This is a genomic window from Pseudomonas sp. P7548 (assembly GCF_013386585.1).
In the GTDB taxonomy this organism is placed as follows: domain Bacteria; phylum Pseudomonadota; class Gammaproteobacteria; order Pseudomonadales; family Pseudomonadaceae; genus Aquipseudomonas.
This window is the reverse complement of sequence record NZ_JACARO010000017.1, coordinates 175,704-190,610: the sequence shown is the minus strand read 5'-3', so window position 1 is coordinate 190,610 and position 14,907 is coordinate 175,704. Positions and strand designations below refer to the sequence as shown.

Below are 14,907 nucleotides of genomic sequence, written 5' to 3'. Positions count from 1 at the left end.
ATTGAAACTCAAGGAGTTTTCCGTTTCGACTGCGCCGGAAGTGGGGCGAATTATAGACAGATATAATTCGCCGTCAACACCTAATTTCAGCTTTACTCGGATTTGAGCGTGATACGCGCAAACGCCTTCTTCCCAGCCTGGCAAACGTGGGTAGCACCCAGCTCGTATATAAAGGTGCGATCCACAACCTCACCATCTATACGCACACCACCGGAGCCCAGGAGATCCCGCGCAACTGCCGAGTTTTTCACTAGGCCAGCCTTGTTAAGGACAGCCGCGATTGGCATCGCTTCAGCAGCAGACAGCTCGATCTCCGGCAGATCATCCGGCAACTCGCCATCCTTCATGCGATTACCTGCCGCACGATGAGCACTGGCCGCAGCCTCTTCACCATGGAAGCGCGCAACAATCTCTTCCGCCAGCTTGATCTTCACATCACGCGGATTGGCGCCCGCCTCAACTTCAGCGCGCAGCACATTGATCTCGTCCATCGAGCGGAAGCTCAGCAATTCGAAATAACGCCACATCAACGCATCAGGAATAGACACCAACTTGCCGTACATAACACCCGGCGCTTCCTGGATGCCTACATAGTTACCCAAGGACTTGGACATCTTCTTGACGCCGTCCAGCCCTTCCAACAAAGGCATGGTGAGGATGCACTGCGCTTCCTGCCCATACGCACGCTGCAGCTCACGCCCCATCAGCAGGTTGAACTTCTGATCGGTACCGCCCAGCTCAACGTCCGCACGCAACGCCACCGAGTCATAGCCCTGAACCAGCGGATAGAGGAACTCATGGATAGCAATAGGCTGGTTGGTGGAGTAGCGCTTATCGAAGTCATCACGCTCAAGCATCCGCGCGACAGTGTACTGGGAGGTCAGTCGAATGAAGTCCGCCGACCCCATCTGATCCATCCAGGTGGAGTTGAACGCCACTTCGGTCTTGGCCGGATCAAGAATCTTGAACACCTGAGTCTTGTAGGTCTCGGCATTATCGAGGACCTGCTCACGAGTCAACGGAGGGCGCGTAGCACTTTTGCCGCTCGGATCACCGATCATCCCGGTGAAGTCACCTATAAGGAAGATGACCTGGTGCCCCAGCTCCTGGAACTGGCGCAGCTTATTAATAAGCACGGTATGCCCCAAGTGCAGATCCGGCGCAGTCGGGTCAAAGCCGGCTTTAATACGCAGGGGTTGGCCGCGCTTGAGCTTTTCGATCAGCTCAGCTTCCACCAACAGTTCTTCCGCACCACGTTTTATCAGCGCTAGCTGCTCTTCAACCGACTTCATAACAGACCCGCAAGGCTCAGATTCAAAAGGGAACCAACCATACAAGATCAGGGACTAATTACAAGTTTTGCCCTGCGAACGGACACCGTTCAGCAAGCCCAGCGTTCGCGAGCTTGCGCCACAGATGATTTGGTTATATTTTATACAGTTATTTCATCTTCATCATGTCATTCATCTTTTCCATTTCATCTTCAAAGTCAAAATTACTTATGACCACAGAACCGTCTAAAGCGCCGCCGCTTTACCCGAAGACCCACTTGCTTGCCGCAAGTGGTATCGCCGCCCTTCTCAGCCTGGCACTCCTGGTATTCCCTTCCAGTGACGTAGAAGCCAAACGAACCTCCCTGAGCCTTGACCTGGAAAGTCCTGTTGAACAACTGACACAAGATCAAGACGCTTCCGACGCCCAACAAGCCACAAATGCGCCAACCGAATCGCCGTTCGCACAGATAGAAAGCACACCTGAAGACACCCAGCAGGCCACCCAGGAAGCGCCCGCCGCCAAGAACCCTCAACACCGCGAAGTCATCGTCGCCAAGGGCGACACACTGTCCACCCTGTTCGAAAAGGTCGGCCTGCCCGCAGCAACCGTTAATGAGGTGCTAGCGAGCGATAAACAAGCCAAGCAGTTCACACAGCTCAAACACGGCCAGAAGCTTGAGTTCGAACTCACGCCCGACGGCCAGCTGAACAACCTGCACAGCAGTGTCAGCGACCTTGAAACCATCACCCTGACCAAGGGCGCCAAGGGCTTTGCCTTCAACCGCGTCACCACCAAGCCCGTCATGCGCTCGGCTTACGTGCATGGTGTGATCAACAGCTCCCTGTCCCAGTCTGCCGCCCGTGCCGGCCTGTCCCACAGCATGACCATGGACATGGCCAGCGTGTTCGGCTACGACATCGACTTCGCCCAAGACATCCGCCAAGGCGACGAATTCGACGTGATCTACGAGCAGAAAGTCGCCAACGGCAAGGTCGTCGGCACCGGCAACATCCTCTCGGCCCGCTTCACCAACCGCGGCAAGACCTACACCGCCGTGCGCTACACCAACAAGCAAGGCAACAGCAGCTACTACACGGCTGATGGCAACAGCATGCGCAAGGCCTTCATCCGCACACCGGTGGACTTCGCTCGCATTAGCTCGCGTTTCTCCATGGGCCGCAAGCATCCAATTCTGAACAAAATCCGCGCCCACAAAGGCGTCGACTATGCCGCCCCACGCGGTACGCCGATCAAGGCGGCAGGTGATGGCAAGGTACTGCTCGCAGGACGTCGTGGCGGCTACGGCAACACCGTTATCATCCAGCACGGCAACACTTATCGGACCCTGTATGGCCATATGCAAGGCTTCGCCAAGGGCGTGTCCACTGGCAGCAACGTGAAACAGGGTCAAGTGATCGGCTACATCGGCACCACCGGCCTGTCGACTGGCCCGCACCTGCACTATGAATTCCAGGTCAATGGCGTCCACGTCGACCCACTGGGCCAGAAGCTGCCGATGGCCGACCCGATCGCCAAGGCCGAGCGTGCGCGCTTCCTGCAACAGAGCCAGCCGCTGATGGCGCGCATGGATCAAGAGCGCTCCACCCTGCTGGCTTCGGCGAAGCGTTAAGCCATGACGCTCTATATAGGTGTGATGTCCGGGACCAGCCTCGACGGCCTGGATATTGCCCTGATCGAACAAGGCCCGGCGATCAACCTGATCGCCACGCATTACATCCCCATGCCAGACACCCTGCGCACCGAGCTGCTGAGCCTGTGCGCCAGCGGCCCAGACGAAATCGCCCGCTCCGCCATTGCCCAACAGCACTGGGTGAAACTCGCCGCCCACGGCATTCACACCTTGCTTGACCAGCAAAACCTCAAGCCCCAGGCCATTCGTGCGATTGGCAGTCACGGCCAGACAATCCGCCACGAACCTGCCCGAGGCTTTACCGTCCAGATCGGCAACCCTGCGCTGCTCACGGAGCTGACCGGTATCACCGTGGTCAGCGACTTCCGCAGCCGCGATGTTGCCGCAGGCGGCCAGGGCGCCCCTCTGGTTCCGGCTTTCCACGAAGCACTGTTTGGCGAGCGCACCGGTAACCGGGCGGTATTGAATGTGGGAGGTTTCAGCAACCTCAGCCTGATCGAAACTGACAAACCTGTAGCCGGTTTCGACTGCGGCCCAGGCAACGTTTTACTGGATGCCTGGATCCACCAGGCCCGCGGCGAGCACTTCGACCGCAACGGTCAGTGGGCAGCCAGTGGCAGGGTCGAGCCACAGTTGCTCAACGCCCTGCTCAGCGATCCATTCTTCGTGACCAAGGGACCAAAAAGCACCGGGCGCGAAGTGTTCAACCTGGGATGGCTGCAACAACACCTCGGGCGCCTGCCGGCATTCCCGGCGCAAGATGTGCAAGCTACGTTGCTGGAACTCACCGCCCTCACCATCGTCGAGTCCCTGCAAGCCGCCCAATCCAGCACCGAAACCTTGCTGGTCTGCGGCGGCGGCGCCCACAACGCGACGCTGATGAATCGCCTGGCAGCATTGCTACCTTCCACACAGGTCGCCAGCACCGCCGCCTACGGCGTAGACCCTGACTGGGTCGAAGCCATGGCCTTTGCCTGGCTCGCCCACTGCTGCCTGGAAGGCATTGCCGCCAACCGCCCCAGCGTCACCGGCGCACAGGGGCTTCGGGTACTGGGCGCCATCTACCCCGCTTAAGCCCCAGACAGCAAAACGCCGCTTGGCCTATGAAGGCCAAGCGGCGTTTTTGTTTGCGCCGTCGATCAGATCGAGAATGAAGACCCGCAACCACAGGTAGTGGTGGCATTAGGGTTCTTGATCACGAAACGCGAACCTTCCAGACCTTCCTGGTAATCCACCTCGGCACCTGCCAGGTATTGGAAGCTCATCGGGTCCACGACCAGGCTCACGCCCTCGCGCTCGACGATGGTGTCGTCATCGGCCACATCTTCATCGAAGGTAAAACCGTACTGAAACCCTGAACAACCGCCGCCCGTAACAAATACGCGCAGCTTCAAGCGATCATTACCCTCTTCATCGACCAGGCTCTTCACCTTGTGCGCAGCACCGTGGGTGAATTGCAAAGCCGTGGGGGTGAAGGATTCAACGCTCATGCTGATAATCTCCCGGCGTACCGCCGCCATATGCGTAATGGCGGGCATTATCCGCTTCTCCTAGAAAAGCGGTCAACTATTGTTACGGTATATCAATCTGCGCTGCCGCCATTAAAAACACAAAAGGCCCGATAACGGGCCTTTTGCTTAGCGGCTCAACAGCCTTAAGGCAGCATGCCCGCGTGGGACAGGCCCAGTTTCTCATCCAGACCGAACAGGATGTTCAGGTTCTGCACAGCCTGGCCCGAGGCGCCCTTGACCAGGTTGTCGATCACCGACAACACCACCACTAGGTCGCCATCCTGCGGACGGTGCACGGCAATCCGGCACACGTTGGCGCCGCGCACGCTGCGCGTTTCCGGGTGGCTGCCAGCCGGCATCACGTCGACGAACGGCTCATTGGCATAACGCTTTTCAAACAGCGCCTGCAGGTCGACAGAACGATCCACCACGGTTGCGTACAACGTGGAGTGAATGCCACGGATCATCGGGGTCAGGTGCGGCACGAAGGTCAGACCCACGTCCTTGCCCGCAGCGCGGCGCAAGCCCTGGCGGATTTCCGGCAAGTGACGATGCCCTTTTACTGCGTAGGCCTTCATGCTTTCGGACGTCTCGGAGTACAGCGAACCCACCGCTGCGCCACGGCCGGCACCGCTGACACCCGACTTGCAGTCGGCGATCAAACGCGAGGTGTCCGCCAAACCAGCTTCCAGCAATGGCAGGAAGCCAAGCTGCGTCGCCGTTGGATAGCAACCCGGCACCGCAATCAGGCGTGCTTGCTTGATCTGCTCACGATTGACTTCCGGCAGACCGTATACGGCTTCTTCCAACAACTCAGGCGCACCGTGAGGCTGGCCGTACCACTTGGCCCACTCATCGGCGTCTTGCAGGCGGAAGTCCGCCGACAGGTCGATGACCTTGGTGCCGGCCGCCAGCAGCTCACCCGCCAGCGCATGGGCCACACCGTGGGGGGTGGCAAAGAACACCACGTCACAGGCGCCGAGGGTCTTGATGTCCGGAACGCTGAACGCCAGGCCATCGTAGTGGCCTCGCAGGTTCGGGTACATATCGGCCACGGCCAGCCCGGCCTCGGATCGGGAAGTGATGACCACCACCTCAGCTTGCGGATGCTGAGCCAACAGACGCAGCAATTCGACACCGGTGTAACCCGTGCCGCCGACGATACCGACCTTGACCATAAACCTGCCCTCAACGAACCCACTGGAAAGCCGTCGATAATAGGGGCCGTATCGCCCTGCGACAACCGTCAACGTGACGTACGGGCGCATGAGCCACTACTATCTTCGCTACCGTGAACCTGGGAATAACTAAAAATGCTTTATCTATGGGTCAAAGCCTTCCACATCATCAGCATCGTCTGCTGGTTTGCCGGGCTGTTCTACCTGCCACGCCTGTTCGTCTACCACGCCCAAAGCGAAGACACCGTCAGCAAGGAACGCTTCAGCCTCATGGAGCGCAAGCTGTACCGCGGCATCATGGGCCCGGCGATGATTGCCGCGCTGGTCTTTGGTGGTTGGCTGATCTACCTCAACCCAAGCATCTTTCACTCCGGCGGCTGGATCCACGCCAAGCTGACCCTAGTGGTACTCCTCATCGGCTACCACCACATGTGCGGCGCGCAGGTAAAACGCTTCGCCCGTGGCGAAAACACCCGCAGCCATGTCTTTTATCGCTGGTTCAATGAAGTGCCCGTTCTGATATTGCTGGCTATCGTAATTTTGGTCGTGGTCAAACCGTTCTAATTTCAATCACACGGGGTACCTCCAATGTCATTGCCCGCTCTGCTTGAACAACGTCTGCGCCTGCCCGTGGTGGCGGCGCCGATGTTCCTGATTTCCAACCCACAACTGGTCCTGGCGTGCTGTCGCAATGGAGTGGTCGGGAGCTTTCCCGCCCTCAACCAGCGCGAAAGCAGTGGCTTCAAGGCCTGGCTGGAGGAAATCGAGGCGGGCCTGGCACAGCTGGACAACCCCGCGCCATATGCCGTCAATTTGATTGTGCATAACAGCAACCCACGGCTGGAGGCCGACCTGGCGATCTGCGTCGAGCACAAAGTGCCGATCGTCATCACCAGCCTGGGTGCCGTGAAGGAACTGGTCGACGCCGTCCACAGCTACGGCGGCCTGGTGTTCCATGACGTCACCACCCGACGCCATGCCGAGAAAGCCGCCGAGGCCGGTGTCGATGGCCTGATCGCCGTTGCAGCGGGCGCCGGCGGTCATGCGGGCACCTGGAGCCCGTTTTCTCTGATCGCCGAAATTCGCCAGTTCTTCGACAAGACATTGCTGCTGGCCGGCTGCCTCAACCATGGCCACGAGATCCTCGCCGCCCAATTGCTGGGCGCCGACCTCGCCTATTTCGGCACCCGTTTCATCGGCACCACCGAAAGCCACGCCCCGGATGCGTATAAAGAGATGCTGCTCACATCGCGCGCCGCCGACATCGTGCACACTCCCGCAGTCTCCGGCGTGCCCGCAAGCTTCATGCGCCAGAGCCTGGAAAACGCCGGTTTTGACCTCGCCGCCCTGCAGGGCAAGGGCGAAGTCAACTTCGGTTCCAAGCTCAAGCCGTTGAGCGACGAGGCCAAGGCGTGGAAGACTGTGTGGTCTGCCGGCCAAGGCGTCGGTGAGATTGATGATTTGCCCAGCGTCGATGAACTGATTGCCCGCCTGGATGCCGAATACCGCAAGGCACGCGAGCAAGCGGCACAATTGCGCTGGCCACGCTGACCCAACCGCAAGGCCTGCCAACCGAGCAGGCCTGCATCACCTCCCAGACAAGTGACAAGGATGCCCGCATGAGCGACAACCGTTTCAAGATTGTGTTTGACGGAGCCTTGCTCCCGGGTGTCGAAAGCACCACTGCCAAACTGAACCTCGCCGAATTGTTCAAGAGCGACGTAGGCGCCATCGAAAAACTGTTTACCGGTCGCCCGGTTGCGCTCAAGCGTGACCTGTCCCGTTCCGACGCCGAAACCTACCTGACTGCGCTGAAAAACGCCGGCGTCGAGGCACGTATCGAAGCCGAGCAGCCCGTCGCCTTCAGCCTGGCGGAAACCCATGAGACCGATTCCGCTGACTATTCGCGCCCGGCCGCATCGCCTTACGCCCCACCCCGCGCAGCCGTGGGTGATGACGGGGCAGAGTTCTCCACGCTCAAGGTCTTCACCATCCACGGCCGTATCGGCCGCCTGCGTTACCTGGCGTGGACACTGGTGCTGACCGTCGCGATGCTGGTCGCGGGCGGCATCATCTCCACCGCCAGCTTTGCCGTGGCAGCCGCCTCGCCAACCATGGGCATCATCCTTGGCTCTCTGCTGGGTTTTGCACTGTTTGTTGCGCTTGTCTGGGTCAGCGTGCAAATCGGCGTGCAGCGCCTTCACGACCTGGGCTGGTCGGGCTGGCTGTACCTGCTCAACCTGGTACCGCTGGTGAACAGCATTTTCCCGCTGCTGCTGCTGGTACTGCCGGGCAACACCGGCGCCAACCAGTACGGCCCGCCACCACCGCGCAACTCTACTGCGGTAAAAGTTTTGGCCACCCTGTGGCTGGCGTTCATCCCGGTGGTGTTCGCGATTGCCGTGACACTGGGCATGAACGGCTACCTGAACCAGTTGGAGTCCAGCGTCGATAGCGGCTATGAAAGCAGCTCCATCACCTCCGACGACGACAGCGACCCGAGCGTGATCGTTGAGGAAGAAGACGCGCAAAGTGCTGATGAAGCAGCCGAACCTGTAGACTCTCCAGAACAGTGAAGAAACGCCCGTCGCCTGTGATGCCTCTGTCACAGGCCCGGTCGCGTTGCGATGGAGAAAGGCATGACCCGTTACGCTCTGATCACCGGTGCCTCCAGCGGCATCGGCCTGGCCTTGGCCGAAGCATTGGCCCGTCGCGGCCGCAGCTTGATTCTGGTGGCCCGCCAGCGTGATCAGTTGGAAAGCATTGCAATCGAATTGACCCAACGGTTTGGCGTCGAGGTGCTGTTTCGGGCCTGCGACTTGGGCGAGCCGCTGCGTTTGTCCGGTTTTCTGCTGGAGCTTGAAGAGGGCGAGCGGCAGATCGACCTGCTGGTCAACTGCGCCGGTATCGGCTCCAGCGGGCCGTTCCTGGCCCAGGACTGGATGACCGAGCAGGACCTGATCGAAGTCAACATCCTGGCCCTGACCCGCATGTGTCACGCCCTCGGCAATGCGATGGCACTGCAGGGCGGCGGGCAGATCCTCAATGTCGCCTCGGTCGCAGCCTTTCAACCCGGCCCGTGGATGAGTAGCTACTACGCCAGCAAGGCGTATGTACTGCACTTCTCCGAAGGCCTGCGCGAAGAGCTGAAGACCTGTGGCATCAAGGTCTCGGTGCTCTGCCCCGGCCCGACGCGCACTGCCTTCTTCGGCACAGCGCAGATGGACACCGCCAAGCTCGACGCCAGCGAAAAGCTGATGAGCCCCGAGGAAGTGGCGCTCTACACCGTGCGCGCGCTGGAAAAGAACAAAGCCATCATCATTCCCGGCCGACGCAACCGCTGGATCACCTTCAGCCCGCGACTCAGCCCGCGCTGGCTGACACGCAAGATCGCCGGTGCCATCAACAAGGCCTATTGCCCGCGCTGAACGCCTGGGTACACTCACCCTGCACTTTCATAATGGAGAAACAGCTGTGGATACTCTGTTCACCAAGATCATCAACAGAGAAATACCTGCGGACATCATCTACGAAGACGACCAGGTCTTGGCCTTCAAGGATATTTATCCAGCGGCGCCCGTGCATTTCCTGGTCATTCCGAAGAAACACATCCCGACCCTCAACGACCTGACCGAGGAAGACAAAGCCCTGGCCGGCCATATCCTGTTCACCGCCCAGCGCCTGGCCGTGGAACAAGGCTGCGAGGAAGGTTTCCGCGTGGTGATGAACTGCAACCCGAAAGGTGGGCAGACCGTTTATCACATCCATATGCACGTGCTGGGTCAGCGCCAGATGAACTGGCCTCCGGGCTGATCAGCCTTTGGGCAGCGGTCGCGCGCCCCCAGGCTGCGACCCTATGCCCTTGACTCAGCGCAAACGCTCGCCCCTCTCTTGCGGTAAACTGGCCGCCGAGATTCTTCCCGGAGGTCAGCATGACTACCCAACGTCACTACTCGCCGATTGATCGTCTGTTGCTGCAAGCCGACATGGCCATGCGCACGCTGCTGCCATTCAGCGGCCAACCGTACCGCCCGTCGCCCGCCATCGTGCAACCCGACGCACAGTTGAGCGAGACCGACACCCGCCATGTCGCCGGCCTGATGCGCATCAACCATACCGGTGAAGTCTGTGCCCAGGCGCTGTATCAAGGCCAGGCCCTGACGGCCAAGTTGCCGCAGGTGCGCGCAGCCATGGAACATGCCGCCGAAGAAGAGATCGATCACCTGGCCTGGTGCGAACAACGCATTCGCCAGCTCGGCAGCCACCCGAGCGTGCTGAACCCGCTGTTCTATGGCTTGTCGTTCGGCATCGGCGCCGCCGCCGGCTTGATCAGCGACAAAGTCAGCCTGGGTTTTGTCGCCGCCACCGAGCACCAAGTGTGCAAGCACCTGGATGAACACCTTGAGCAACTGCCAGCCGAAGACGAAAAATCCCGGGCCATTCTTGAGCAGATGCGCATCGACGAAGAACACCACGCTGAAAGCGCGCTGGATGCTGGCGGTTTCCGTTTCCCAGCGCCGGTGAGGTTTGGCATGAGCCTGTTGGCCAAAGTCATGACTAAAAGCACGTACCGAATCTGAGCCGAAAAAAAGGGCGCTTTCACAGCGCCCTTTCTTTTTGCCGGCAGATCGTGTGATCAGCCCAGCTCGATAATTTCGTAATCGTGGGTGATGGCCACGCCAGCCGCACCCAGCATGATCGACGCCGAGCAATACTTCTCGGCCGACAGCTCGATGGCACGCTTGACCTGGGCTTCCTTCAACGCCCGGCCCTTCACCACAAAATGCATGTGGATCTTGGTGAACACCTTGGGGTCTTCAGTGGCGCGCTCGGCTTCCAGGAAGGCCTCGCAGCTTTCCACGGCCTGGCGGGATTTTTTCAGGATGCTGACCACGTCGAAATTGCTGCAACCGCCCACGCCAAGCAGGAGCATTTCCATCGGGCGTACGCCCAGGTTTCGGCCACCGGCTTCCGGCGGGCCGTCCATGACCACCACATGGCCACTGCCCGACTCACCGAGGAACATGGCTTCGCCCGCCCATTGGATGCGTGCCTTCATCGCCCAGACTCCACTGCTAAAAAAGGGTCGCCAGCTTAGCACAGGGTCAGATCAGCACAGCGTTTCCCATCAAAGCGATCAATAGCAGGCTTTCCCCAGTAAATTGGCTAATCGAGTCAGAATGTGTCTGGTAAGCTGGCGCCAGCGAAATGGCGCATTGCCATCCTTTGTACAGCGTGTATCAATGCCGATACCACTGGATAAAAACAACTCCAACCACACCGTGCAGTCTTTTCGGGATACAACCATGGTTGCTCTTACTCCCATACCCAAGATCAAGAATCTCGACAAACTGTTGATGCACTGCCAGCGTCGCCGCTACCCCGCCAAGCACAACATCATCTGCGCGGGGGAGCGTTCCGAAACACTGTTCTTCATTATCAAAGGCTCGGTCACCATCCTGATCGAGGATGAAGACGGCCGCGAGATGATCATCGCCTACCTGAACACCGGCGATTTCTTCGGAGAACTGGGCCTGTTCGAACAAGCCGGCAAAGAGCAGGAGCGCAGCGCCTGGGTGCGGGCCAAGGTCGAGTGCGAAGTGGCCGAGATCAGCTACACGAAGTTTCGTGAACTGGCCCAGCACGATCCCGACATCCTGTATGCCCTGAGCGGCCAGATTGCCCAGCGCCTGCGCGACACCACCCGCAAAGTGGGCGACCTGGCATTCTTTGATGTCACCGGCCGCGTAGCCCGCTGCCTGCTGGAGCTGTGCAAGCAGCCCGACGCCATGACGCACCCTGACGGCATGCAGATCAAAGTCACACGCCAGGAAATCGGGCGCATTGTCGGCTGCTCACGGGAAATGGTCGGGCGCGTGCTCAAGGACCTGGAAGAGCGCAACCTGGTGCACGTCAAAGGCAAGACGATGGTGGTGTTCGGGACGCGTTAACTCGGCAGGAAACCGGCCAGCATCGTTCGGTACAGCTCATCCAGCCGACTGATTGCATCCGGTGCCGGGAAGGCTTCGTGCAAGGCGATGTGACTACCGGCGCGAACGCGCTGGTCGAGACCGCAGGCTTCATTGAAGCGATTGACCGCCGCGATCAGTTCTTCACGGTCGTTTTCCAATAGCAACGCGCCGTGGATCAGGCCCACCGGACGCCCTCCGCTTTGTCGCCAACGCTGTGCGGTGCCGACCATCTTGCGGCCATTAAGGTTGACGTTGTAACGGCCATCGCAAAACGCGCCGTCGATTTCGCCGACGGACGCATCACCGCCCAACTCGATCAGCAAGTCGCAGATCGGCTGGCACAAACGCAGGTAGCCGGTTTCGATACGCCCCTGGTCGCCTTCGCTGCGGGGCGGTGCATACACCAGGGCGATATTGACGGTGGCACTCGACTGCGGCACCGGCTCGCCACCGGTTTCCCGCAGCAATACGGGCCAACCGGCATCGGCCGAAACCTGGCTGGCGGCGTCGAAAGCCGGCAGACGGCTCAAGCGACGCGGCATGACGAGGGCTTGATCGATGGGTTGCCAGAACAGCAGGCCGAACTCCTGTTCGCCTGCGCAAACGGCGGCCAACAGGGTTTGCTCGGCAGCAAGACCTGCTTCAACCGTCATCCTTACTGGCTTATCCATCAACACCTACCTATCTGAATAGACACAAAACCCAATGTGGGAGCGCGCTTGCTCGCGAATGCGGTATATCAGACACATATTCAGTGACTGACCCATCGCTTTCGCGAGCAAGCCCGCTCCCACATTTAGACTGCATTCCAAATGATGGCCGCGTTTCAAATCAATCCAATGTCGAGCCGCTGACTGCCACACCACGCTCCGGGAAGAACAGGCGCTGCAATTCCGCCCCCGGGTTCTCGGCGCGCATGAAGGTCTCGCCCACCAGGAACGAATACACCCCACTGATTTCCATCAGCTCGACATCGGCACGGTTGACGATGCCACTCTCGGTGATCACCAGGCGGTCGCGCGGAATACGCGGCAGCAGGTCGAGGGTGTTTTCCAGGCTTACCTCGAAGGTGTGCAGGTTACGGTTGTTGACCCCCACCAGCGGCGTGTCGAGGGTTTTCAGTGCGCGCTCCAGCTCATCGCCGTCGTGCACTTCCACCAGCACATCCAGGCCAACGCTTTTGGCCACGGCCGCCAGCTCGGCCATCTTCACATCGTCCAGTGCGGAGACGATCAGCAGCACACAGTCGGCGCCCAGGGCGCGAGCCTCGACGATCTGGTATGGGTCAACCATGAAATCCTTGCGGATCACCGGCAACTTGCACGCGGCGCGGGCCTGCTGCAGGAACAGGTCGGAACCCTGGAAGTAATCGATGTCGGTCAGCACCGACAGGCAGGTCGCGCCGCCCTTTTCATAGCTGGCGGCGATTTCTGCCGGGACAAAGTTCTCACGGATCACACCTTTGCTCGGCGAGGCTTTTTTCACCTCGGCAATCACGGCCGGCTGCTTGAGCTTGGCCTGGGCGATCAGCGCATTGGCGAAACCACGTGGCGCATCCGCGAGCTTCGCCTGGCTCTCCAGCTCGGCGAGGCTTACACGGGCACGGCGCTCGGCGACTTCTTCGGCTTTGCGGGCCAGGATCTTTTCCAGAACGGTCGGCACACTCATCCTTCATTCTCCATCTTGAACACCGCAGTAAAGGCACCCAGTTCTTCGAGCTTTTCGCGAGCGAGCCCGGTGTGCAATGCATCGTGAGCGAGGGCCACGCCCTCTTTAAGACTGTAGGCGTGATCGGCGGCATACAGCGCCGCACCGGCATTGAGCACAATCATTTCTGCCGCTTTCTGGCCGTTTTCGGTCTTGCGGCGCCCCAGGGCATCGCGAATCAGCTCCAGCGAGGCGGCCGGGCTTTCCACCGACAGGCCGTGCAGGCTCTGGCTCTTCATGCCCAGGTCTTCCGGCTCGACCCAATATTCGGTGACCTGGTCATTCTTCAGCTCCGCCACAAAAGTCGGTGCCGCCAGGCTGAATTCGTCCAGGCCATCCTTGGAATGCACCACCAGCACATGCTTGCTGCCCAGGCGCTGCAAGACTTCGGCCAATGGCCGGCACAGTGCCTGGCTGAACACGCCCACTACCTGGTGCTTCACGCCGGCCGGATTCGTAAGCGGGCCGAGCATGTTGAACAGGGTACGCAGGCCGAGGTCCTTGCGTGGGCCGGCGGCGTGCTTCATCGCCCCATGGTGGGATTGGGCAAACATGAAGCCGATGCCGACGCTGTCGATGCAGCGCGCCACTTGCACCGGCGTCAGGTTCAGGTAGATGCCGGCCGCTTCCAGCAAGTCGGCACTGCCGCTCTTGCCGGATACGGCACGGTTGCCGTGCTTGGCCACGGTGCAACCCGCCGCCGCCACCACAAAAGAAGACGCCGTCGACACGTTGAAGATGTTCGCACCGTCACCGCCGGTGCCCACCACATCCACCACGCCGTCGAGGGTGTTGAGTTCGACCTTGTCCGCCAGCTCGCGCATCACCGATACGGCACCGACGATCTCGTCGATGCTCTCGCTCTTCATGCGCATCGCCATCATGAAGGCGCCGATCTGCGCGTCAGTGCATTGACCGGTCATGATCTCGCGCATCACATCGCTCATTTCAGCGGTGCTCAGGTCCAGATGGCCGACGATACGGCTCAGGGCAGTCTTGATATCCATGAAAAGTCCTTAGCGCGTGCCGCCGCTCTGCTTGAGAAAGTTGGCGAACAGCTCGTAGCCCTGCTCGGTCAGGATCGACTCGGGGTGAAACTGCACCCCTTCGATATTCAGTGTCTTGTGGCGCAGCCCCATGATCTCATCGACCGAGCCGTCTTCCAGCTGGGTCCAGGCGGTCAGTTCCAGGCATTCCGGCAAGGTTTCGCGCTTGACCACCAACGAGTGGTAGCGGGTCACGGTCACCGGCAAGTTAAGCCCATGGAATACGCCCAGATCATGATGGAATACCGGGCTGGTCTTGCCGTGCATCACCTGGCGCGCACGCACCACGTCACCGCCAAAGGCCTGGCCGATGGACTGGTGGCCCAGGCACACGCCCAGGATCGGCAACTTGCCGGCGAAATACTTGATCGCCTCCAGGGAAATGCCCGCCTCGGTCGGCGTGCACGGGCCTGGCGAAACCACGATGCGCTCCGGGTTCAGGGCAGCGATCTCGGCCACGGTCAGTTCGTCGTTGCGCACCACCTTGACCTCGGCACCCAGCTCGCCCAGGTACTGCACAACGTTGTAGGTAAAGGAGTCGTAGTTATCAATCATCAGCAACATGGG

17 protein-coding genes are annotated in these 14,907 nt (G+C 60.0%); 9 read left to right on the top strand and 8 right to left on the bottom strand.

Features of this window, described 5'->3' with window-relative positions:
- Window positions 1-92 precede the first annotated feature (92 nt).
- Window positions 93-1,292, bottom strand: a complete 1,200-nt coding sequence (gene tyrS, locus HX803_RS10155) for a tyrosine--tRNA ligase (protein ID WP_178920263.1) — start codon at window positions 1,290-1,292, stop codon at window positions 93-95.
- Window positions 1,293-1,501: 209 nt separating this feature from the next.
- Here tyrS and HX803_RS10150 point away from each other — a divergent pair, with 209 nt between their 5' ends.
- Both HX803_RS10150 and HX803_RS10145 read left to right on the top strand, forming a co-directional pair.
- A complete protein-coding gene (locus HX803_RS10150; RefSeq protein ID WP_178920261.1) occupies window positions 1,502-2,905 on the top strand; it encodes a peptidoglycan DD-metalloendopeptidase family protein in 1,404 nt (467 codons plus the stop codon).
- Window positions 2,906-2,908: 3 nt separating this feature from the next.
- A complete protein-coding gene (locus HX803_RS10145; RefSeq protein ID WP_178920259.1) occupies window positions 2,909-4,000 on the top strand; it encodes an anhydro-N-acetylmuramic acid kinase in 1,092 nt (363 codons plus the stop codon).
- 65 nt (window positions 4,001-4,065) lie between these two features.
- On the opposite strand, the gene erpA is transcribed toward HX803_RS10145, so the two are convergent.
- Window positions 4,066-4,416 carry an iron-sulfur cluster insertion protein ErpA gene (erpA, locus tag HX803_RS10140; RefSeq protein WP_003176443.1) on the bottom strand — a complete coding sequence of 117 codons (351 nt, stop codon included), beginning with the start codon at window positions 4,414-4,416 and terminating at the stop codon, window positions 4,066-4,068.
- Between the two features lie 164 nt (window positions 4,417-4,580).
- Window positions 4,581-5,615, bottom strand: coding sequence for an N-acetyl-gamma-glutamyl-phosphate reductase (gene argC, locus HX803_RS10135; protein ID WP_017138092.1), 1,035 nt, complete (start codon window positions 5,613-5,615; stop codon window positions 4,581-4,583).
- Between the two features lie 135 nt (window positions 5,616-5,750).
- On the opposite strand from argC, the gene hemJ reads away from it, so the two are divergent.
- The 6 genes from hemJ (at window position 5,751) to coq7 (ending at window position 10,195) form a co-directional block, all read left to right on the top strand.
- Complete coding sequence (gene hemJ / locus HX803_RS10130) at window positions 5,751-6,179, top strand: protoporphyrinogen oxidase HemJ (protein WP_178920258.1); 429 nt, start codon at window positions 5,751-5,753, stop codon at window positions 6,177-6,179.
- Between the two features lie 24 nt (window positions 6,180-6,203).
- Window positions 6,204-7,166: a nitronate monooxygenase family protein gene (locus HX803_RS10125; protein WP_178920257.1), complete on the top strand. Its 963-nt coding sequence runs from the start codon at window positions 6,204-6,206 to the stop codon at window positions 7,164-7,166.
- 68 nt (window positions 7,167-7,234) lie between these two features.
- Window positions 7,235-8,191, top strand: coding sequence for a DUF805 domain-containing protein (locus HX803_RS10120; RefSeq protein WP_178920256.1), 957 nt, complete (start codon window positions 7,235-7,237; stop codon window positions 8,189-8,191).
- Window positions 8,192-8,254: 63 nt separating this feature from the next.
- Entirely contained in the window at window positions 8,255-9,043 is a 789-nt protein-coding gene (locus HX803_RS10115) for an SDR family oxidoreductase (protein ID WP_178920255.1), read from the top strand.
- A 46-nt stretch (window positions 9,044-9,089) separates the two neighbouring features.
- Window positions 9,090-9,428, top strand: a complete 339-nt coding sequence (locus tag HX803_RS10110) for a histidine triad nucleotide-binding protein (RefSeq protein ID WP_071490214.1) — start codon at window positions 9,090-9,092, stop codon at window positions 9,426-9,428.
- 119 nt (window positions 9,429-9,547) lie between these two features.
- A complete protein-coding gene (gene coq7 / locus HX803_RS10105) occupies window positions 9,548-10,195 on the top strand; it encodes a 2-polyprenyl-3-methyl-6-methoxy-1,4-benzoquinone monooxygenase (protein WP_176996590.1) in 648 nt (215 codons plus the stop codon).
- A 56-nt stretch (window positions 10,196-10,251) separates the two neighbouring features.
- On the opposite strand, the gene HX803_RS10100 is transcribed toward coq7, so the two are convergent.
- Complete coding sequence (locus tag HX803_RS10100; RefSeq protein ID WP_005792019.1) at window positions 10,252-10,674, bottom strand: OsmC family protein; 423 nt, start codon at window positions 10,672-10,674, stop codon at window positions 10,252-10,254.
- 247 nt (window positions 10,675-10,921) lie between these two features.
- Between HX803_RS10100 and crp the strand changes: the two genes are divergently transcribed.
- Window positions 10,922-11,566 carry a cAMP-activated global transcriptional regulator CRP gene (gene crp, locus HX803_RS10095; RefSeq protein WP_099585649.1) on the top strand — a complete coding sequence of 215 codons (645 nt, stop codon included), beginning with the start codon at window positions 10,922-10,924 and terminating at the stop codon, window positions 11,564-11,566.
- Here the strand turns inward: crp and HX803_RS10090 are convergent.
- From HX803_RS10090 to HX803_RS10075, 4 genes are all read right to left on the bottom strand, one after another.
- Complete coding sequence (locus tag HX803_RS10090) at window positions 11,563-12,258, bottom strand: lipoate--protein ligase family protein (protein ID WP_178920254.1); 696 nt, start codon at window positions 12,256-12,258, stop codon at window positions 11,563-11,565. The genes crp and HX803_RS10090 overlap by 4 nt on opposite strands.
- Before the next feature lie 160 nt (window positions 12,259-12,418).
- The gene (gene trpC / locus HX803_RS10085) at window positions 12,419-13,255 is read right to left on the bottom strand and encodes an indole-3-glycerol phosphate synthase TrpC (RefSeq protein WP_178920253.1); all 837 of its coding nucleotides are present in this window, start codon (window positions 13,253-13,255) and stop codon (window positions 12,419-12,421) included.
- Window positions 13,252-14,301, bottom strand: a complete 1,050-nt coding sequence (gene trpD / locus HX803_RS10080) for an anthranilate phosphoribosyltransferase (RefSeq protein ID WP_016972406.1) — start codon at window positions 14,299-14,301, stop codon at window positions 13,252-13,254. Before trpD ends, trpC begins: the two co-directional genes overlap by 4 nt.
- Before the next feature lie 9 nt (window positions 14,302-14,310).
- Window positions 14,311-14,904 (bottom strand): aminodeoxychorismate/anthranilate synthase component II, encoded by a 594-nt coding sequence (locus HX803_RS10075; protein ID WP_078050412.1) that lies wholly within the window; start codon window positions 14,902-14,904, stop codon window positions 14,311-14,313.
- Window positions 14,905-14,907: the final 3 nt, after the last annotated feature.